Origin of the sequence: Draconibacterium orientale (genome assembly GCF_900111425.1) — a bacterium.
In the GTDB taxonomy this organism is placed as follows: domain Bacteria; phylum Bacteroidota; class Bacteroidia; order Bacteroidales; family Prolixibacteraceae; genus Draconibacterium; species Draconibacterium orientale.
In genome coordinates this window covers 51,112-70,838 of record NZ_FOHT01000016.1, presented here as the reverse complement: position 1 = coordinate 70,838, position 19,727 = coordinate 51,112, and the positions used below count along the sequence as shown (strand labels likewise).

The following is a 19,727-nucleotide window of genomic DNA, read 5'->3' as shown; positions in this document are numbered from 1 at the left end:
AATTATCAAATCATTATATCGATTAAAACAGATTACAAATTATAATACCGAGCCATGTAGCCTACTGTAACAGTCGGGCAAACTGTAACCTTTACAGTGTTTAAATGGTATATACCACATAAAAATACCGGACTCCGGTTCATTGGCAGTTCAAACTATTAACCATTTTTACTCCAGTACTTTTTTAGAAAGCTTTTCCCTTACACTTATTTTTGGTGTTAAACTAAACCTGGCGAAAGTGAATAAAAACAAAAACTTTAATATTGGTAATGGTTCTAAAATAGCTGTTATTGGCGGTGGTCCGGCCGGAAGTTTTTTTGCTTACTTCGCACTTGGTTTTGCCGAACAAAGAGGAATCAACATACACATTGACATTTACGAAGCAAAGAATTTTCATGTAGCCGGCCCTGCAGGTTGCAACCGTTGTGGCGGAATCGTTTCTGAATCGTTGATTCAGGCCTTATCCACCGACGGAATTGTTCTGCCGGCAAATGTTGTTCGGCGTGGAATCGAATCGTACAAACTTCATATGGAGCAAGGTGCAACCTTAATTGAAACGCCATTAAAAGACCAAAAAATAGCCTCCATATTCAGGGGATTTGGCCCCCTGGGTAGCGACAACATCGACTCGGTTAGTTTCGATAATTATTTATTGGAACTGTGCCAAAAGAAAGGAGTTCATACCATTTATGAAAAGGTAATCGGTTTGGAACGAAATGATTCCGGAATTACTGTTCAAACAAAAACAAATTCAGCAAATTACGAGCTTGTTATTGGCTCGGTAGGATTAAATCCACGGTCATTTTCGTTGTTCAAAAAAGTTGCCGCGGCCTATATTCCTCCTGAAACAACAAGAACATATATCTGCGAATTTAAACTGGGGAATGAGCTGATCAATCAATATTTTGGGAATTCGATGCACGTGTTTCTGCTCAACCTTAAAAACATAAAATTCGGGGCACTCATTCCAAAAGGCCAATACGTTACCCTGGTTTTGTTGGGAAAGCAAATTACCGGAGAAATAGTTGACAGCTTTTTAAGCAGCGAGGCCGTTCAGCGATGTTTCCCCAAAGGGCTGGATATCGACCAAATTGCGCCCTGTCAGTGTTTTCCGGGTATTAATATTAAAAATGCGCATTATGCCTATTCTGACCGGGTGGTGTTGATTGGCGACTCCGCATCATCAAAATTATATAAGAACGGAATTGGTGCGGCTTATATAACCGCCAAAGCAGCGGCCAAAACAGCAATATTCAACGGCGTATCGCAAGCTGATTTCAAAAAGCACTATCAACCGGAATGTACGCGACTAAACAGAGACAATGCCATTGGCAAATTTATTTTTGGGGTTACAACAATTATTCAAAAATCTTCGGTGCTGAAAAAAGGCATATTTCGTATGGTAGTTAACGAACAGAAGAAGGTAAACGACAAACGAAGAATGAGCTCGGTTTTATGGGATACGTTTACCGGAAGTGCGCCGTACACCAATATTTTAAGGCGCGTATTGCATCCGGCAACAATACTGCTATTACTGGCAAATACGGTAAATGAACTATTTTACATGCCTAAGAAAGGGATTAAAAAGTAAGTTGTTGAGAACAAATTCAAAATAACTCAGTTATAAATATTCCATATCATTGGCCATTTTTTCCAATCGCCATTCGCTCAGTTGCTTTACCCGGTTTAAAACGTTTGAAGTAACCCGGTTATGTACACTTTCCCAAATTTTATTTACCAACCTGTTGGCCTCTTTTTCTTTTCCGTAAAAATTAAAACTCACGGCAAAAATTAACTGCGATTGGGCAATTTCGCCCATCTCTTCAATCGGCGAACGCACGTACATAACGAAAATGCCAATGGGGTATCCTCCGGTGCAATCATATAATAAATAACGGGCATTGTCGAAATCAAAAGCGTCGGGGGTATTTTTAATGCGAATTGAATGCAACTTGAACAACGGAATTAAGTTCATACCCAGGAAGCTTTTTTTTAAGCCAAAAGGATACTTTTTAAGGCCAAACGGAAGAATCTCAATATTCTCAATGTCATCATCAATACGTTCAACTTTTGCTACGTGGTTGGGCCAGCAGGTTGAATCGCCATTCCAATTCAGTAATTCATTAAATATGTAGCTAACCGGCGCATTCACTCCAATTTTATGAACGTTTAAAATAAAGTTCTTATTCACATCGATACCCACACGCTGCAGCACCCGGCGGTTGTATTCTTTTCGGTTTTCTTCCGATTCAAATTTTATTAATGTCGATTTTTGGGGTTTATTTATTAAGAAATTCCTGATGTCGGAAAATACATTTTTACTCCTTGATGGTGGATTTAGATTAATCGGTGAAGATTTCTGATAACTTGCCATTTACGAGTAAAAGTATTGAATGATTTCGAATAAAAATGAATCTGACAACTATGCCTTTCGTTACGCTATAATTTGATTTTTAAAGTACAAAATAACCGCTTGAAAAACAATGAAGCGTTGAGATAATATCAATTACTTAATCATTTAATATTAGCCGTTTTTGCTGATATTCAGCAATTGAGCAGCATCGTCAATTATAATGTTTTTGCCGTTAAGCGAAATAATGTTTTCCTTCTCAAACTCTTTCAGAAACTTAATGGCACTTTCTGCCGAAATAGATGCAAAGTCAGCAATATCCTGGCGGGTAAGAAACTCGAAAATGTTCTTCTTCAGAAATTCTTCCTGGCTTAGGTAGAGCAGGGCAGAAGCCAGTTTTCCGCGCATTTGTTTGTACGAAATGTTTTTGATCACCTCAAACAAATGTCGTTCGTTACGGTAGTTTTGCGAGGTAATTTGCAAGGCAAATTCAGGGTTTTCCAACAGAATCTTTTTCAGGCTTTCTTTTTCGATCATACAAATTTCGGTGTTGCTGATTGCCTGTGCCGAATAAGTATGAACCGGCTCGCCAAACACCGACGAAAACGCCAGAAATTCGCCTTCGGCAGCCACACTGATACTCGTGTTTTTATCAATACCGGTTTGCAGATATACTTTTACCAGCCCCTCAACAACATACATTACATAAGGAGCAAACGCCCCTTGCTTAAAAATCGTTTCGCCTTTTAGGTACTGAACGCGGGTTTTGTAGGCATTCAGGTTGTCTAAGTTTTTTATGTTGTCTGTTAAATCCAATGCTGAATCTGATATTTCTCCAAATTTACATAAGAAATGTGATTAACCAAGCTATACCAATTGTATTTCAAAGTGAGGCTTGGCGAAACTTTGAGATTACAATGGTTAGTGCCGATAGAAAATTAAAGAGACTTTTGGAGTTTTCGACAAAAGGCTCATTTTAATTTCTAATCGGTATAAAACTATCAAACGACAGGAATGAAACTGTCAAATTTTAGTTTACGAACCGACAGACTTCAGTGCCATTTTTACGCACGGTGTTTTCCAACGATTTATCTTTGTAATATTGATTTTTCATAATGATATTGATTTAAGAATGTTGGGATAGAGGAAAGATAAAACAGAGTTGCCCGACTATTCAGGCGCTCTGTTTTTTTACCGAAAAGATGATGAAGAAAGTAGCCATACCTATAGCGAACAAAAAAATTAGCGAGTATCTGTGCGGATGTTCGCACTTTGCCTATTATGATATGGAATCAAAAAACACGACCATTTCTGAAAGCGCTGTTATCGACTTCACAAATGCTGATGAAATTCGCTTATGGATTAAAAACAACGGCATCACCGACATTATTCTGCATCGCATAAGGAAAGAATTGATTGGCATTTTTACTTCAGAGAAAATTAATTTGTTTGTTGGTGTACCCATGGTTTCTGCCGGACAAATTATTGAGGCCTATCGTTGTGGAAAACTGGAATCGGATAAAAACATTATTACTGAAATAATAAATTAAAACGAACAAATATGAAGCTTTTAAGAACAGGATTACCCGAAATAGAATCGGCAGCAGAATTGGAAAAAGTGCTGGCCGAAAACGAGAATGTTATGGTATGTTGTGGCCGCATGGGCCCCATGTGTTTCCCGGTGTACAATGTTATGGAACGCCTGGAGAAAGAGCGTAGCAACGTAAAATTTATGGTTATGTCTTTTGATAATCCCGAGGCTGCACCAATTCGTAATGCGCCTGAGTGCAGTGGTTTCATGGGGCTTCCGTTCACTATGTATTACAAAAACGGGAAAGTGGCCAAAGCAACTACCAGTATTCAAACTCACGAGCAGGTTACAGCAATTCTCGACGAGCAGTTTGGTAACTAAAAATCGATTCAATTATGGCAAAACAAGAAGTAAAAGTTAGCTGGAAAGATAAAATGGCCTTTGAGGCCGAAGTAAACGGACACAAAATAATGCTCGATGCGGCCGAAGCAGTTGGTGGCGAAGACCTTGGCCCGCGCCCAAAACCACTTATGCTTACGGCACTTGCCGGTTGCACGGGAATGGATGTTATATCTATTCTGAAAAAAATGCGCGTTGAAGTGGAAGATTTTGATGTAACCGTTGAAGGCGATTTAACCGACGAGCATCCGAAACAGTATTATAAAATGAATGTTATCTATACGTTTAAAGGTAAAGATCTTCCTTTGGAGAAACTAAAAAAAGCAGTTAGTTTGTCGGAAGAAAGATATTGTGGAGTAAGTGCGCTTTACCGAAAAGTAATCGAAGTTACTTCTGAAATTAAAATTATAGATTAAAGTTATGTCAACTACACTAATTGTTATTGCTGTTGTTCTTGTCGCTTTGGTGGCACTTATTGCAGTAAACTATTTTCGAATGAAGAATGCCAAACCGGTGGCAAACAGCAAACGAATTAAAGTGCTGAATAATAAAAACTTTAAGGCTGCAACAAAACGCGGCGTTGTACTGCTCGATTTTTGGGCTCCCTGGTGCGGCCCCTGCAAAATTATTGCGCCTACATTAAACGAAATTGCCGACAGCCAAACCGATTTTATGGTAGCAAAAGTTAATGTTGACCACAACCAGCAACTGGCACAAAAATTTAAGGTGCGCAATATTCCAACCATGCTGATTTTAAAAGACGGAAAAGAAGCCGGCCGTATTGTTGGAGTAAAAACCAAACGTACCATTATGAAAGAGGTTGATGCAGTGATGGCCGGATAAACGGAAAAATAAAAAACCACATATACAGAAAGCCGCTTATCGATTTCAGATAAGTGGCTTTCGTTTTTTGGCACCTTACTCACACACGGTTCAGAAATGCTGATAGCTGCTAAGGATTTTTACCAACGATTTCAAACCTTTTAATAGCTGGATTTAAGGACATTTTTTTCCGTCAACTGCGGCACATGGGCTATTTTTGAATCGTAATTAAGAACACAAAACAAATCAGAAATAAAGTCGCTTTCGACTAATTTACAAGCCTGAAGTTTTTCAGGCTTTTTATGAAAGTCACTTTGGTAAAACAAAAAAGTTCAAGCAGAGTAGATCACTAAGTTTTCGCAAAGCACGCAAAACAGACTCTATACCTTTGCTAATTTTGCGCTTCTTCTTCTCTTTGCGTGAAACAATATTGATGTCCTTTCATCCCTGTTGGTGATTTCCGGGAATCATGAATGTTTTATTGTAAGAAGTCAGTAAATAATGGCTTATTGGGAGAGTGTACTCTTTTTCGTAGGCAAATGCGCTTAGCGGTTTCAAATCGCTTGTAATAAAGGGATCCGATCCTTATCAGTTTAAAATAATAAGGATCGGATCCTTAAGTCTCCATCATTCTTATCTGAAATGCTCATTTTGTAACTTTCGTACAGCTACGACACCACTAAATAGTTCTATTTGAAGCTTTCGTACGGCTACGACACCACTAAATAGTTCTATTTGAAGCTTTCGTACGGCTACGACACCATTAAATAGTTCTATTTGTAGCTTTCGTACGGCTACGATACCATTAAATAGTTCTATTTGTAGCTTTCGTACAGCTACGACACCACCAAATAGTTCTATTTGTAGCTTTCGTACAGCTACGACACCACCAAATAGTTCTATTTGTAGCTTTCGTACGGCTACGACAGCACCAAATAGTTCTATTTGTAGCTTTCTTCGCCTTACAGAAGCACTTTTTTTACCCATTCACAACAGTCGTACAGCTGCAATAATGTGTTATTACCTCCTGTAATCCTGTCAGAAACTGTTTTTTAAAATTGTAAAAATATTTTTAATGCCTTCCGCCTTTGTCTTTACCACATCAAAAAAAGATATTTATATTGCGGCTCATAAACAAACCAATTAAATTTCAGACACAGGATACAAAAAAGCCTTATTATTAGTATTTTAGAAAAATGGATTCAAGTAAAATTATTATTGGTAGCGAAGAGTGGTGCGGTTTACCACAATTAAATATTCCGGGAGTAAAAGCCCGGATCGATTCAGGAGCAAAAACTTCAGCACTGCATGCGGTAAATATTAATCAGTTTAAAAAGAATGGCCAGCCGTGGATTAGTTTTGATGTGCATCCGTTGCAGAAAGACGGAAAAACAACCATCCATTGCGAAGCACCATTGTTAGACAAACGAAAAGTAAAAAGCTCGAGTGGCAGCAGCGAAGTCCGCTACGTAATAAAAACAGTTTTGTCGATCGCAGGCGAAGCGTGGGAAATTGAGGTTACACTCACCAACCGCGACTCGATGGGTTACCGAATGCTGTTGGGCCGACAAGCTATGTCGGGAAAAATATTGGTCGATCCGGAAGAATCGTTTCATTTGGGCGAGCTTTCCAAAGAACGTATCGCATCATTTTACTTTACAAATATTACTCGCCCTACGGGTTTAAAAATTGGGCTGCTGGCCAGTAATCCTGATTTGTACAGCAACACGCGAATTATGGAAGCAGGGCAGGAGCATGGCCACGAAATGGAGTTTCTGAACCTGAAAGACTGTTACATTAAGCTGGACGGTAAAAATCCGGAAATGCATTATCGTGGTGGTCGTGTTTTGAATGAATTTGATGCCATTATTCCGCGAATCAGGCCAAGTGCCACCTTTTATGGTTGTGCACTTACGCGGCATTTCGAAGCCATGGGAGTTTATACGCTCAATACCGCGTCAGCAATTACCCAATCGCGCGATAAATTATATGCTTTGCAGTTGCTCATCAATAATGGGCTGCCCATTCCTACAACCGGATTTGCCAATTCTCCGCTTGATACCAACGAACTGATACAGATGGTTGGCGGAGCTCCGTTAATTGTAAAACTGTTGGAAGGAACACAAGGAAAAGGAGTTGTGTTGGCCGAAACCAAAAAAGCTGCCGAGAGTTTGATTAACGCCTTTAAAAGCCTTCGTGCCAATATTTTGGTACAGGAGTTTGTAAAAGAGGCCGATGGTAAGGATATCCGTTGTTTTGTGGTGAACGGGAAAGTGGTGGCCAGCATTATGCGTACAGCCGCTCCGGGCGAGTTCCGTGCAAATATTCACATGGGAGGAACAGCGTCGATTACTAAAATTACTGCTGAAGAACGACGTATTGCAATTCTTGCATCAAAAACTTTAAACCTGAAAGTTGCAGGTGTTGATATCATCCGTGGAAAAAACGGGCCGTTGTTGCTGGAAGTAAATTCATCGCCGGGCCTTGAAGGGGTAGAAGGAGCTTCGAATAAAGATATAGCCGGCAAAATGATTGAAGCTATTGAGCGGGACTTAAAATACCACAAGAGAGGCGTTTAAACGGCTTCAGGTGGAAACAAAAATGGCAGGAAAGGAAAACCTAACCTGCCATTTTTTATGATAAAATTGTGCAATCGAACCGGTTTAGTTAAACCAGGCGTCGATCATTGCTTTATTAGCATCGTAAAATTGTTGTGCACCGGCTTCTTCTCCCGAGTCTGAAATTTTACCCATCAAATCGTAAAGCTGAGCTTCTTCCAGGTTAAAGTTTTTAAAGAAAGTACCTGCTTTTGGCATCTCTTCAGCAAATCCTCTGCGCGAAATAATTGCACAAACATCTTTCGGATAAATTCCTTTGGGATCTTCCAAATATTTCAAATCGTTTTTAGCCCATTTAAAATGTGGTTTCCATCCGGTAATCACAATCCATTCGTTGTTTTTAATCGCTTTCTCGAGACTGGCAACCATTGCCGGCCCGCTTGAAGTAATCTGCTCGAAATCCAAACCATATTCTTCAATTACCTTTTCAGTGCTGGCATGAATACCTGCACCACTACCAATGCCGATGATTTCGCCGTCGAACTTGTCTTTGTTAGCATTCAGCTCTTCAATAGAATTGATGGTTACGTACGATGGAACAACCAATCCGGTAGTACCGTTACTAAACGATTCGCCAAGTTTTACCAGTTTGTCGCCATAATCGGCCCAATAATCTTTGTGGGTATTGGGTAACCATGCGTCCATAAAAACATCGCCTTTTGAGTCATCTTTCGACAATTCGCCATAGATCAATCCCGGTTCAAGGTTGGTTAATTCAACCTCAAAACCATTGGCTTCAAGTGCAATTTTTGCCAGGTGTGTAAAGGCAATACCTTCGGCCCAGTTTGGATATAAAATGTTAACTTCTTTTTTCTCTACTTCAGCAGATTTATTTTTCGATCCGCTGTTTGAACACGATGTAATTGCAAACAACAAAGTTGCAGCTACAAACAGAGTTCCTAATTTTTTTACGTTCAGCATAATATTACTTTTTAAGATTTATAATTTATTTTTTAGCAACAGCCTGGGTTATACGGTCGAGTATAATGGCCAGCACAACAATTCCAAGTCCCGATTCGAAACCTTTGGCAATGTCGTTTTGCTGAATACCCTGGTAAACGATGGCCCCCAATCCTTTTGCACCAACCATTGATGCAATAACAACCATCGACAGGGCCAGCAGAATTACCTGGTTTATACCGGCCAGAATTGTTGTTTTTGCCAGTGGCAATTGTATTTTAAACAGAATTTGTTTGTCGGTTGCTCCGAAAGCATGACCGGCCTCAATAACATCTTCAGGCACGTTCCGGATTCCCAGACTTGTTAAACGCACAGCCGGTGGCAACGAGAAGATTACGGTTGCAATAACACCCGGCGTATTCCCAACACTAAAGAAGAAAATAGCGGGAATAAGGTAAACGAATGCCGGCATGGTTTGCATTAAGTCGAGAATTGGCCGGATAATGGCATTGGCTGTGTTGCTGCGCGCCGCCCAAATTCCCAGCGGAATACCAAACAAAAGCGCTATAATGGTAGCCACAATAACAAGTGTTGTTGTTTGAATGGCTTCTTTCCAGTAGCCCATTGCCCAAATCAGCAACAAACCGAGCACAACAAAAAGAGCCAGGCTTACACCTTTTTTTATACCTTCTTTTTTAAAGGCCTTTTTACCAGCGTTGGCATAGTAGGCACCAAAAGTAACAAGGGCAATAATTACAATAAAAGGAATAGCCAGAAACGTGTCGTTTAAGAATTCTACTGTCCATGAAATAACATCATCGATAGCTCCCCAAAGACCGGAAAGGCTTTCTTCCAGTACATTAATTCCCTGTTCTATATATTTTCCGAGGTCTATTAATTTATCCATACTATAATTCGTTAGCTTGTTCTTTTAATTTAATCACTTCTTTTTTCTCGAAGCGTGTAGCCTCAATAATCAACGAGGTTTGTGTAACCAGGCCGAGGAATTTCCCTGTTTCTTCTTCAATTACCGCAAGCGGGTGCCTTATACCGGTAATCAGTGGTAGCATTTCTTCAACAGTATAGTGTTTGTAAACACTTGGAACGTTGGTGTTTATTACTTTTTCTAACGATTTTCCCTGCTCTTTTTCCAGTTCAAGAACATCCTGCAACCAAACGTGGCCAAGGAATTTTTTGTGTTCATCAACAACGGGCAATTGGTCAACAGCGATAGAACGCATTTTACGAACCGCACCTTTAGGCCCGTCTTTATGAACTTCCAGAGCTGTATGCTTTTTAAACATTAAAGTTTCGGCAGTAATAATCGTTTTGCGGTCCACTTTTTCCACAAAAGCCTCCACATATTCGCTGGCGGGATTTGTAAGAATATCCTCGGCAGTACCAATTTGTTCCACCACACCATCTTTCATAATGGCAATGCGGTCGCCAATTTTAATGGCCTCGTCGAGGTCGTGCGTAATAAACACAATTGTTTTGTGCAGTTTGTCCTGAATTTCAAGCAGCTCGTCCTGCATATCTGATTTTATAAGCGGGTCGAGTGCCGAAAATGCTTCGTCCATTAGCAGAACTTCCGGATCGTTGGCAAGCGCACGGGCTAAACCAACACGCTGTTGCATACCTCCCGACAATTCGGCCGGATATTGCGCTTCGTAACCTTTCAAACCAACGGTTTCGAGCGCTGTTTTCGCTCTTTCGTCGCGCGCTGCTTTTTCTTCACCGCGAAGTTCTAAACCAAAACCTGCATTTTCCAGAATGGTACGGTGGGGAAGTAGTCCAAATTTTTGGAAAACCATACTCATTTCTGTTCTCCGTGTTTCCAGTAATTCTTTATTGGTTTCGCGGGTAATGTCGTGATCATCGAAAATTACTTTCCCTGCCGTTGGCTCATTCAAGCGGTTTAAGCAGCGAATTAAAGTCGATTTTCCACTTCCTGAAAGTCCCATGATCACAAAAACTTCCCCTTCTTTTATTTCGAAACTAGCCCGATTTACACCAACGGTGCATTTCGTCTTTTTCAGGATCTCTTCCTTTGAAACACCTTGTTCCAGCATCTTGAGTGCCTCTTGTTTGCGTTTGCCGAAGATCAGTGTCAGGTCTTCAACCTTAATTTTTGTTTTTCTATTATCCGACATAATTGAATCAATTAAAAATAGTATCCAATGTTAATATTGAAACGGGTTTCCCATTCAGCATCAGGTGTTCCGGCTGCCAGACCATTTGTCCAAGCCGGCCCAACCCACGGGTGATCTTTTCCCTGCGCCAAATCAACGTAGGTATAAACGTTTCCGGCAGTTACCAAAACTCCGGTAGTATTCATAAAACTGTCTTCATACATATCATTGGCCTTATTCATGTAGCCAAAATCGTTATAAAACTGAAGGTTTGAAATTGGCCCCCATTCAACCGGAACAGAGTACGCTGGCCCAATGGTGTAAGTTGTAGCTTCAGATGCCACAAGGTAAGGCGCTCCGTAGGCTGTCATAGCAAGGCCTTCGCTATCCTGATCGGCAGGATTTTCAGGATTCATTTTATATTTGGTAGCCTGAACTTTCAGATTGAAGTTTCCGGCATTTAACTCGTAATGCGCTGCAATTGCGTAGCTATCGCCAGTTTTCTCGGTGTCGAGGTTGTAAAGCCCGCCATATTGTGCCGACACGCCCAACATGTGCTTACTGTTACCCGACGCGAATTTTCTGGCCACTTTCAGGTTTACCTGGTTTACTTCTTTATTTCGGTATAAACCATCGGCAGATGAACTTACATCGTACGAGTAGCGACTGTCTGAAACATCGGAAGCACTACCAAAACGGAGTTCTTCGGCATTTTTAAAAAATGCAATGGCATACATCCAGTTCTCGTCGTTGTGGGTGTATTTTATCCCCATGTCGTGGTCGTCTTCTAAGCCAACATAGTAGTTAATACCAAAAAACCAGTTGTGCGAGTTGTATTGGGTAATTCCAAAAGGCACCTGTGTTAAACCGATCTGGAGGTTATTTTCAGGGCTGAAATCGTAACCAACCCAACCTTGTTTTAACATACCGCCGCCAAAACCTTCGGAATAAAGCCGGTATTCAGCATTTAGTTTTACGCCTTTGTATTTTGCTTTGGCATTTACTCTGAAAACGTCGTAGCCAAAATCGCCGCCACGGGTTTTCTGACCTTCTTTCCACGAAGAAAGGTTGTAATTAAAACGAAGTGCTCCACCAATTTGAACCTCAGGTTTTTCCTGTGCAAACAAATTAGTTGTAAAAAATAGAATAATTAAAATTAATGAACTAAATTTTCGTAACATATAAATTAATTTAGTGAAAAAAATCGGTAATACAAGTGAGGGGGGAAGAGAAAAATTAGAGTAGAGCTACAGGTGGTACAAACCTGTCGGACCGCATTTTATAAGCCATTTTAATAGCCATAAATGCCCGCTGATTATTTTGTTTGTATGTTTTAATACGCCTTTTAATCATGCGCGGCAAAAGTAATACGATCAATTGTAATAGCTTGCATTTTATAACCGATCACTTATTTATATAATGTATTGTTAACATCATTTCTATACGAACATTTATTTAAAAATGATGCACTCGAATGATACTCACATGTAATTTCGTCGTGTTGTAACAGATTTATAATTCCGTAATAATAATATATTTAGATACTTATCAATGCATCAGCCATATTTTACTTGCTGAAATTATGTATTAGCGAACTCAAATAAGTTTCTACAGAAATAAACAGCTAAAGATGTTATTTGTTTCGTGGTAACTTTTCCGGCAGCAGCTAATTGCTTGCTGAATGAAAACTAACAACGTAGTTGATGGAATTGAATGCGGGAAATAAATATTAATACAGAATTTAAAGAGCTATTTCCTAAAGTAAAAATTTTAATGCACTGAGAATCGCATGAAATAATTTCTGTGTATAAATGTTCAGTTTAGCAAATTCTCAGCGATTGTGGTTTTATATAGAATTATAAGGCAAAACATCTAAAAGAATTCGTGAATTAAAAAAACATTGATTGCGACGTTTTATCTACTTAAGTGGATTGGTGTAAACAAGCATTAAAAGTTTCGGGAGAGCTCATAAATAATTTTGAATTACAGGGAAAACATTTGCCAGGAGCATCAGTATAAACTTTTGCATAAAATCTTTGCCGTTATCGGACTTAGCCGTCACGATAATTGATTTTATATAAACCAGCAGAGCTGGACGTAATCATGCCAGTTATTCCGAAATATGATATAAATATGTTTGCCTTATCATTTGCCAGAAGCATCAGTATAAACTTTTACATAAAATCTTTGACGTTATCGGACTTAGCCGTCACGATAACTGATTTTATATAAACCAGCAGAGCTGGACGTAATCATGCCAGTTATTCCAAAATATGAAATAAATGCATTTGTCTTATAATTGATATTATGTTGTTTAAATAGATATAAAAAAAAGGAGAGAATTTCCCTCCTTTTTTTACCTATACTTATTGTCCTAACTTTTCAAGAACTTCGTTGTACTTGTCCATATTTTTCATACGGTAGTACAAGTTTTTAAGCGATTCTAATGTCATTTCATCTTCAGGATTCAACTCATGACATTTTTCCATGAATGGCAGAGCTTTCTCAAACCAAACATCAGCTTTTTTCAATTCAGCTTCGTATTTTTCGTTTTCGTTAGCCGGAACTGCGTTAGCAACTTCAATTTGTTTTACTCCTTTATTGTAGTAAAGTGCACCTAAATTGTAATAGGCATTAAAGAATGTCGGATCAATTTCAGATGCCTTTTGATACGCTGCTACTGCATTTTCTTCCTCACCAAATTTTTCGTACAAGGCACCTTTGGCAAAATAATATGTTACATTGTTTGGATCTTGCTCAATGGCCATGTCCAGGTATTTCAATGCTTCTTCGTTTTTACCAATTTTCATGTAAAGGTCAATCATACTTGTTAATACACCGTTGTCTTCAGGATACTTTTCGAATCCTTCCTGCACAGCTTTTAATGCATTAACAGTATCCTGCATCTGAATGTACGATTCAGAAATTAAAGAGTATGTTCTGGCACCGTTATAACCGTATTTTGCTGCTTCGCCGTAATATTTTACAGCTTTCTCAAAATTCTGTGCATTGAATGCCGCCAATCCCGAGTTAAATAAAATTACAGTATCAACTGCTTCAGGGTTATCTTCTTTCACTACCGGAATATCCTGAATGTCAAGAATTTGCTCGAACGATTTCAACGCCAGCTCGTAGTCGTTATTCTGAAAAGCTTCAACGGCCTGGTTGGTAAGGTCGTTAGTTAACAGCGTTAACTTAATTTTTACACTTTTCGAGAACTTGTCTTTATCATCCAGTTCAAGTGCCTTTTTGTACGATTCCAAGGCTACTGTTAACGGATCATCACTAAGAGCTTTTACGTTTTGATCCTGACTGGCAAAAATTGCCTGAAAGATCTCTCCTTTTACTTCCCATGTTTTTGGCCATGGAAGTGATTTTTCAGCCTTATCGTTTGACGGATCAGTTGCTTCATTAATCGCTTCCAACGCTTTATCTAATTTTCCTGTGTCTTTAAGGTTCTGAGCACTGGTAACTTTTCCTTTCTGTGCAAATACTGCAGAAACAGAAAATACCAAAGCTAGAAGAATGATTGTTTTTTTCATTTTTATACTTTTTAAAATTTTAAAATTATCGTTTAATAGGCCCTCTTACAAGCCACAAAAATATATCTTTTCAAATTTTATCAAAATAACAGTACGAAGAATCAATAATTTATTCTTGTTCTAAGTTATTATCTTCATTATCAATATCTTCAACATTATCGTCAGTTACATCTTCTGTAGCAGCTTCTTCAACCGCAATTCGGGCAACCGACGCAATTCTGTCGTCTTCTCGTAAGTTGATAACCCGTACTCCCTGAGTAGCTCTTCCGAGTACCGAAATGGTATTAACCGCTAAACGAATCGTAATTCCTTTCTGAGTAATAATCATCAGGTCATTATCGTCCGAAACACTTTTTATGGCAACCAATTCGCCGGTTTTTTCGGTTATATTCAGTGTTTTTACACCTTTTCCACCGCGGTTGGTAATACGGTAATCATCAATTTTAGAACGTTTTCCATATCCTTTTTCGGCCACAACCAGAATATCTTCGTTCTCATCCATCACACAAACCATACCAATTACTTCATCATTTTCATGACCAAGTGTAATTCCACGTACTCCTGACGCTGTTCTACCAATTGCCCGAACAATACTTTCGTTGAAGCGAATTGCTTTACCAGAGCGCACAGCAAGCATTACCTCGCTTTTGCCATTTGTTAAACGGGCTTCCAGTAACTGGTCGCCTTCTTTAATGGTAATTGCGTTAACTCCGTTTTGGCGTGGACGCGAATAAGCTTCTAAGGTTGTTTTCTTGATAATACCTTTTTTGGTAGCAAGAATAATGTAGTTGTTGTTGATGAATTCCTGATCGGCCAGTGTTTTCACTTTAATAAAGGCCAACACCTGATCGTCCGGCTCAATATTCAGCATGTTTTGAATTGCACGGCCTTTCGATGCTCTTGTTCCTTCAGGAATTTCGTAAACTTTTAGCCAGTAACACTTTCCTTTTTCGGTAAATAGTAAAAGGGTGTTATGCATTGATGCAATAATAATATGCTCCAGGAAATCTTCATCGCGGGTGGTACTTCCTTTCGAACCTACTCCCCCTCTACCCTGTGTTCTGAACTCGGTAAGTGGCGTACGTTTTATATAACCTAAATGCGAAATAGTAATTACCATTTCTTCGTCGGCATAAAAATCTTCAGGATTAAATTCTTCGGCGTTAGGAACAATCTCAGTACGACGCTCATCGCCATACTTGTTTTTCACCTCCTGCAATTCTTCTTTAATGATTTCCATTCGCAAATTAACGTCGGCAAGAATGGCCTTGTATTCTTCAATTTGCGCCATAATTTCATCGTATTCCTTACGAAGTTTGTCTTGCTCAAGACCGGTTAACTGACGTAAACGCATTTCAACAATTGCGCGCGATTGAACATCGCTTAATTCAAATCGTTCAATCAGTCTGTTTCGTGCTTCTTCAGGAGTTGATGAACCACGGATAATAGCAATTACTTCGTCGATATTATCGCTGGCAATAATAAGTCCTTCCAGGATGTGAGCACGTTTTTCGGCTTGTTCCAGTTCGTACTGTGTACGGCGCGTAACCACTTCGTGACGGTGATCAACAAAGTGTCTGATCAGGTCTTTCAGGTTTAAAATTTTAGGGCGACCATGTACCAGTGCAATACTGTTAACACTAAACGAAGTTTGCAGTTGGGTATATTTGTATAGTTTATTTAAAACTACGTTGCTCATTGCATCGCGTTTCAAATCATAAACAACACGCATACCTTCGCGGTCCGACTCGTCGTTCACGTTCGAAATTCCTTCAATTTTCTTTTCGTTAACCAGGTCGGCAGTTTTTTGGATCATCTCTGCACGGTTAACCATGTATGGAATTTCGGTTACAACAATTTTCTCGCGGCCGCCTTCATTTTCAATATGGGCTTTACCCCTGATAACAATACGTCCCCTACCCGTTTCATAAGCGTCTTTTACGCCCTGGTAACCGTAAATAATACCACCGGTTGGGAAATCGGGAGCCTTAACGATATCGATCAACTCTTCCATTTCAATATCGTTGTTATCAACGTATGCAATGGTAGCATCAATAACATCGCTGAGGTTGTGTGGCGGCATATTTGTAGCCATACCTACTGCAATTCCCGAAGCACCGTTAACCAGCAACTGTGGTATTTTGGTTGGTAACACTGTAGGCTCACCTAACGATTCATCGAAATTGGGCTGGAAGTCAACAGTATTTTTGTCCAGGTCGGCCAACGTTTCTTCCGAAATCTTCGACATACGAGCCTCGGTATAACGCATTGCTGCAGGACTATCACCATCAACAGATCCAAAGTTACCCTGGCCATCAACCATCGGGTAACGCAACGACCAGTGTTGCGCCATACGCACCATAGTAAAATAAACTGATGAGTCGCCATGCGGGTGATACTTACCAAGTACCTCACCAACAATCCTTGCCGACTTTTTATACGAACGATTGGAAAATATTCCAAGCTCGTGCATACCAAATAAAACCCGGCGGTGTACCGGTTTAAAACCATCGCGTACATCGGGTAATGCACGCGAAACAATTACCGACATTGAATAATCAATATAGGCAGATTTCATCTGCTCCTCAATGTTTATTCTGATAATCTTTTCACCTTCTGTCATTATATCTCCTTTCAAAATAAATTATCACTGTTTAAAGTCCCACAAAAATAGTAAAATCATTCGTGTAACACGCATATCTAGTAGTGTTTTACATACTTTTGACAAGAAGATATTAACATATCAACTGACAATTATGCATGATGTTTAGGTTACCTTTGATAACTTCTGCCATTTCGATACTTCCCAGCTACAAATTTTATTTATTTTAGTTTTTCAACCTTTTAGGAATAGTATTTGTTAAACCAGAGATAAAAAAGAGACTATATATGGATTCACAATTTTCACCAAGAATTAAAGACATTATCGGATACAGCCGGGAGGAGGCAATTCGTTTGGGGAATGATTATATAGGCCAGGAGCATCTTTTTTTGGGAATTTTGAGAGAAGGCGAAGGTACTGCTACTGATATTCTTGAAAAACTGGGTGTTGACCTGGTTGAAGTAAAACAACTAATCGAAAGCAAGGTACGTACAGATAAAGATATAAATCAGAAAGCTGATTTGATTATGCTGAAATCAACCGAAAAGACGTTGAAGTTGATTTACCTTGAAGCCCGGTCGTTTAAAAGTGCAACGGCCAACAGCGGCCACCTTTTGCTGGCTATATTGAAGGACAACGACAGTTTAATAACTCAACTGCTTGTTGAGTTGGGTATTAATTACTACATGGTTAAGTCGCAATTGCAAGACTACCAGCAGCCTGAAGCAAAATCTGATTTTCCGGAAAGCGATGACGATGAGCCGGGCGAAGGTTTTGGCAAAGGCCCCTCGGGCGGACAAAGTTCGAAAAAAGCTGCCGGTGCAAAATCGGATACTCCTGTGCTCGATAATTTTGGTATTGATATTACCAAACTGGCTGAAGAAAACAGTCTTGACCCAATTGTTGGGCGCGAGAAAGAAATTGAACGACTGGCGCAGATACTTAGTCGTCGTAAAAAGAACAATCCAATTTTGATTGGAGAACCTGGCGTTGGTAAATCAGCAATTGCCGAAGGTTTGGCGCTTCGTATTATAGGCAAAAAAGTATCAAGAATATTATTCGACAAGCGTGTTGTAAGTCTTGATATTGCTTCGATTGTGGCGGGTACAAAATACCGCGGGCAATTTGAGGAGCGTATGAAAGCGATTTTAAATGAGCTGTCGAAAGTGAATAACGTTATTTTGTTTATCGACGAGATTCACACCATTGTAGGCGCCGGTGGGGCTACCGGATCGCTGGATGCGGCCAACATGTTAAAACCTGCTCTGGCGCGTGGCGATATTCAATGTATTGGTGCTACAACACTGGACGAATACCGTCAGCAAATTGAAAAAGACGGTGCTTTGGAACGTCGTTTCCAGAAAGTAATGGTTGATCCTACTTCGGTTGACGAAACCATTGAAATTCTGAATAACATTAAAGAACGGTACGAAGATCATCACAATGTAATTTTTACGCCTAAAGCGATTGAAAGCTGCGTAAAATTAACGGCTCGCTACATTACCGATCGATACTTACCGGACAAAGCCATTGATGCCCTTGACGAAGCCGGTTCGCGTGTACACATTTCAAACATCAATGTTCCGGACAACATTGTTAAGCTGGAAGAAAAGATAGAAAAAACCAAAGAGGATAAAATTGCTGCGGTTAAAAGTCAGAATTTTGAGCTGGCAGCCAATTACCGCGATAAAGAAAAAAACCTGCTCACTCTTTTGGAAGATGCAAAAGAACAGTGGGAAAAAGATTTATTGAATCATCGGGAAACGGTTGATGAGCACAAGGTAGCTGAAGTGGTGGCCATGATGTCGGGAATTCCGGTACAGCGTATTGCTCAGGCCGAAGGAAAGCGTTTGATGAATATGGGCAACGACCTGAAAGGAAAAGTTATTGGACAAGACGAGGCCATTGCCAAAATTGTTAAGGCCATTCAGCGTAACCGTGCAGGACTGAAAGATCCAAACCGCCCGATCGGATCATTTATTTTTCTGGGACCAACTGGTGTTGGAAAAACCCAGCTGGCAAAAGTTTTAACCACCTATTTGTTCGACAACCTGGATTCGCTGATACGTATTGATATGAGTGAATACATGGAAAAATTTGCGGTATCGCGATTGGTTGGAGCGCCTCCGGGATACGTAGGTTACGAAGAAGGCGGACAATTGACGGAGAAAGTGAGACGCAAACCGTACTCTGTTGTGTTACTCGACGAAATTGAGAAAGCTCATCCTGATGTTTTTAATATCTTACTTCAGCTGATGGACGAAGGACGTTTGACCGATAGTTTGGGACGAAATGTTGATTTTAAAAATACGATAATCATTATGACCTCAAATATTGGTTCTCGTCAGTTAAAAGACTTCGGACGTGGCGTTGGTTTTGCAACGGCGAAAACACCTGAAGAGGAAAACGAGCATACAAAATACATCATTCAGAAAGCGCTGAAAAAGGCATTTGCTCCTGAGTTTCTGAACCGTATCGATGATGTTGTAATGTTCAACCAACTGGAGAAAAAACATATTCACAGCATTATTGATATTGAAATTGAAGGTTTGTACAAACGAGTTGAATCATTGAATTACAAATTGAAAATTTCTCCGGCAGCTAAAGATTTTATTGCCGAAAAAGGATATGATCCTCAGTTTGGTGCCCGACCATTAAAACGTGCGATCCAGAAATATCTGGAAGATGAAATGGCCGAAATTATAATAAAGGCATCGATATCTGAAGGAGATACCATTTCGGTTGGTTTTGACAAGAAAAATGAAAAACTTCAGATGCGTATTTTATCCAATAAAAAAGCGCTGAAAGAATAAGAAACGAAATACTGATTA

At 39.7% G+C, this 19,727-nt stretch carries 16 protein-coding genes; 7 read left to right on the top strand and 9 right to left on the bottom strand.

The genetic code is table 11. From position 1 onward, the window contains the following. The first annotated feature begins 238 nt into the window (after positions 1–238). The gene (locus tag BMW53_RS10345; protein WP_038561983.1) at positions 239–1,591 is read left to right on the top strand and encodes a geranylgeranyl reductase family protein; all 1,353 of its coding nucleotides are present in this window, start codon (positions 239–241) and stop codon (positions 1,589–1,591) included. A 30-nt stretch (positions 1,592–1,621) separates the two neighbouring features. Here BMW53_RS10345 and BMW53_RS10340 read toward each other — a convergent pair whose 3' ends face one another. Then, a complete protein-coding gene (locus tag BMW53_RS10340; protein WP_038561985.1) occupies positions 1,622–2,374 on the bottom strand; it encodes a hypothetical protein in 753 nt (250 codons plus the stop codon). Positions 2,375–2,524: 150 nt separating this feature from the next. Then, on the bottom strand, positions 2,525–3,166 hold the full coding sequence (locus BMW53_RS10335) for a Crp/Fnr family transcriptional regulator (protein WP_051568023.1): 642 nt from the start codon (positions 3,164–3,166) through the stop codon (positions 2,525–2,527). Positions 3,167–3,552: 386 nt separating this feature from the next. Here BMW53_RS10335 and BMW53_RS10330 point away from each other — a divergent pair, with 386 nt between their 5' ends. From BMW53_RS10330 to trxA, 4 genes are read left to right on the top strand one after another with little or no spacing between them, the layout of a single operon-like run. Next, entirely contained in the window at positions 3,553–3,900 is a 348-nt protein-coding gene (locus BMW53_RS10330) for a hypothetical protein (protein ID WP_139178099.1), read from the top strand. Positions 3,901–3,911: 11 nt separating this feature from the next. Beyond that, positions 3,912–4,262 (top strand): thioredoxin family protein, encoded by a 351-nt coding sequence (locus BMW53_RS10325; protein ID WP_038561989.1) that lies wholly within the window; start codon positions 3,912–3,914, stop codon positions 4,260–4,262. A 14-nt stretch (positions 4,263–4,276) separates the two neighbouring features. Further along, positions 4,277–4,696, top strand: a complete 420-nt coding sequence (locus BMW53_RS10320) for an OsmC family protein (protein WP_038561991.1) — start codon at positions 4,277–4,279, stop codon at positions 4,694–4,696. 4 nt (positions 4,697–4,700) lie between these two features. Beyond that, a complete protein-coding gene (trxA, locus tag BMW53_RS10315; RefSeq protein WP_217642932.1) occupies positions 4,701–5,123 on the top strand; it encodes a thioredoxin in 423 nt (140 codons plus the stop codon). A 612-nt stretch (positions 5,124–5,735) separates the two neighbouring features. Here the strand turns inward: trxA and BMW53_RS10310 are convergent. Next, positions 5,736–6,089, bottom strand: a complete 354-nt coding sequence (locus tag BMW53_RS10310) for a hypothetical protein (RefSeq protein WP_038561993.1) — start codon at positions 6,087–6,089, stop codon at positions 5,736–5,738. Positions 6,090–6,298: 209 nt separating this feature from the next. Here BMW53_RS10310 and rimK point away from each other — a divergent pair, with 209 nt between their 5' ends. Next, a complete protein-coding gene (gene rimK / locus BMW53_RS10305; protein WP_038561995.1) occupies positions 6,299–7,681 on the top strand; it encodes a 30S ribosomal protein S6--L-glutamate ligase in 1,383 nt (460 codons plus the stop codon). Positions 7,682–7,765: 84 nt separating this feature from the next. Here the strand turns inward: rimK and BMW53_RS10300 are convergent, their stop codons facing one another. From BMW53_RS10300 to gyrA, 6 genes are all read right to left on the bottom strand, one after another. Beyond that, on the bottom strand, positions 7,766–8,641 hold the full coding sequence (locus BMW53_RS10300) for a glycine betaine ABC transporter substrate-binding protein (protein WP_038561997.1): 876 nt from the start codon (positions 8,639–8,641) through the stop codon (positions 7,766–7,768). Between the two features lie 25 nt (positions 8,642–8,666). Then, positions 8,667–9,527: an ABC transporter permease gene (locus BMW53_RS10295; protein ID WP_038562001.1), complete on the bottom strand. Its 861-nt coding sequence runs from the start codon at positions 9,525–9,527 to the stop codon at positions 8,667–8,669. A 1-nt stretch (position 9,528) separates the two neighbouring features. Further along, positions 9,529–10,773 carry a quaternary amine ABC transporter ATP-binding protein gene (locus BMW53_RS10290; protein ID WP_038562004.1) on the bottom strand — a complete coding sequence of 415 codons (1,245 nt, stop codon included), beginning with the start codon at positions 10,771–10,773 and terminating at the stop codon, positions 9,529–9,531. A gap of 11 nt (positions 10,774–10,784) precedes the next feature. After that, a complete protein-coding gene (locus BMW53_RS10285; RefSeq protein ID WP_038562007.1) occupies positions 10,785–11,933 on the bottom strand; it encodes a putative porin in 1,149 nt (382 codons plus the stop codon). A gap of 1,185 nt (positions 11,934–13,118) precedes the next feature. Continuing rightward, positions 13,119–14,294 carry a tetratricopeptide repeat protein gene (locus tag BMW53_RS10280; RefSeq protein ID WP_074780619.1) on the bottom strand — a complete coding sequence of 392 codons (1,176 nt, stop codon included), beginning with the start codon at positions 14,292–14,294 and terminating at the stop codon, positions 13,119–13,121. Between the two features lie 109 nt (positions 14,295–14,403). Then, positions 14,404–16,932: a DNA gyrase subunit A gene (gene gyrA / locus BMW53_RS10275; RefSeq protein WP_306453029.1), complete on the bottom strand. Its 2,529-nt coding sequence runs from the start codon at positions 16,930–16,932 to the stop codon at positions 14,404–14,406. Positions 16,933–17,183: 251 nt separating this feature from the next. Here gyrA and BMW53_RS10270 point away from each other — a divergent pair, with 251 nt between their 5' ends. Further along, entirely contained in the window at positions 17,184–19,709 is a 2,526-nt protein-coding gene (locus BMW53_RS10270) for an ATP-dependent Clp protease ATP-binding subunit (protein ID WP_074780616.1), read from the top strand. Positions 19,710–19,727: the final 18 nt, after the last annotated feature.

What these genes read in the sequence shown, in the direction of transcription:
- BMW53_RS10330 (WP_139178099.1), top strand. Translation starts at nt 3,553, where the DNA reads ATGATGAAGAAAGTAGCCATACCTATAGCGAACAAAAAAATTAGCGAG.
- BMW53_RS10270 (WP_074780616.1), top strand. Translation starts at nt 17,184, where the DNA reads ATGGATTCACAATTTTCACCAAGAATTAAAGACATTATCGGATACAGC.
- BMW53_RS10280 (WP_074780619.1), bottom strand. Translation starts at nt 14,294, where the DNA reads ATGAAAAAAACAATCATTCTTCTAGCTTTGGTATTTTCTGTTTCTGCA.
- BMW53_RS10290 (WP_038562004.1), bottom strand. Translation starts at nt 10,773, where the DNA reads ATGTCGGATAATAGAAAAACAAAAATTAAGGTTGAAGACCTGACACTG.
- BMW53_RS10300 (WP_038561997.1), bottom strand. Translation starts at nt 8,641, where the DNA reads ATGCTGAACGTAAAAAAATTAGGAACTCTGTTTGTAGCTGCAACTTTG.
- BMW53_RS10295 (WP_038562001.1), bottom strand. Translation starts at nt 9,527, where the DNA reads ATGGATAAATTAATAGACCTCGGAAAATATATAGAACAGGGAATTAAT.
- BMW53_RS10340 (WP_038561985.1), bottom strand. Translation starts at nt 2,374, where the DNA reads ATGGCAAGTTATCAGAAATCTTCACCGATTAATCTAAATCCACCATCA.
- BMW53_RS10325 (WP_038561989.1), top strand. Translation starts at nt 3,912, where the DNA reads ATGAAGCTTTTAAGAACAGGATTACCCGAAATAGAATCGGCAGCAGAA.
- BMW53_RS10285 (WP_038562007.1), bottom strand. Translation starts at nt 11,933, where the DNA reads ATGTTACGAAAATTTAGTTCATTAATTTTAATTATTCTATTTTTTACA.
- trxA (WP_217642932.1), top strand. Translation starts at nt 4,701, where the DNA reads ATGTCAACTACACTAATTGTTATTGCTGTTGTTCTTGTCGCTTTGGTG.
- BMW53_RS10310 (WP_038561993.1), bottom strand. Translation starts at nt 6,089, where the DNA reads ATGGGTAAAAAAAGTGCTTCTGTAAGGCGAAGAAAGCTACAAATAGAA.
- rimK (WP_038561995.1), top strand. Translation starts at nt 6,299, where the DNA reads ATGGATTCAAGTAAAATTATTATTGGTAGCGAAGAGTGGTGCGGTTTA.
- BMW53_RS10320 (WP_038561991.1), top strand. Translation starts at nt 4,277, where the DNA reads ATGGCAAAACAAGAAGTAAAAGTTAGCTGGAAAGATAAAATGGCCTTT.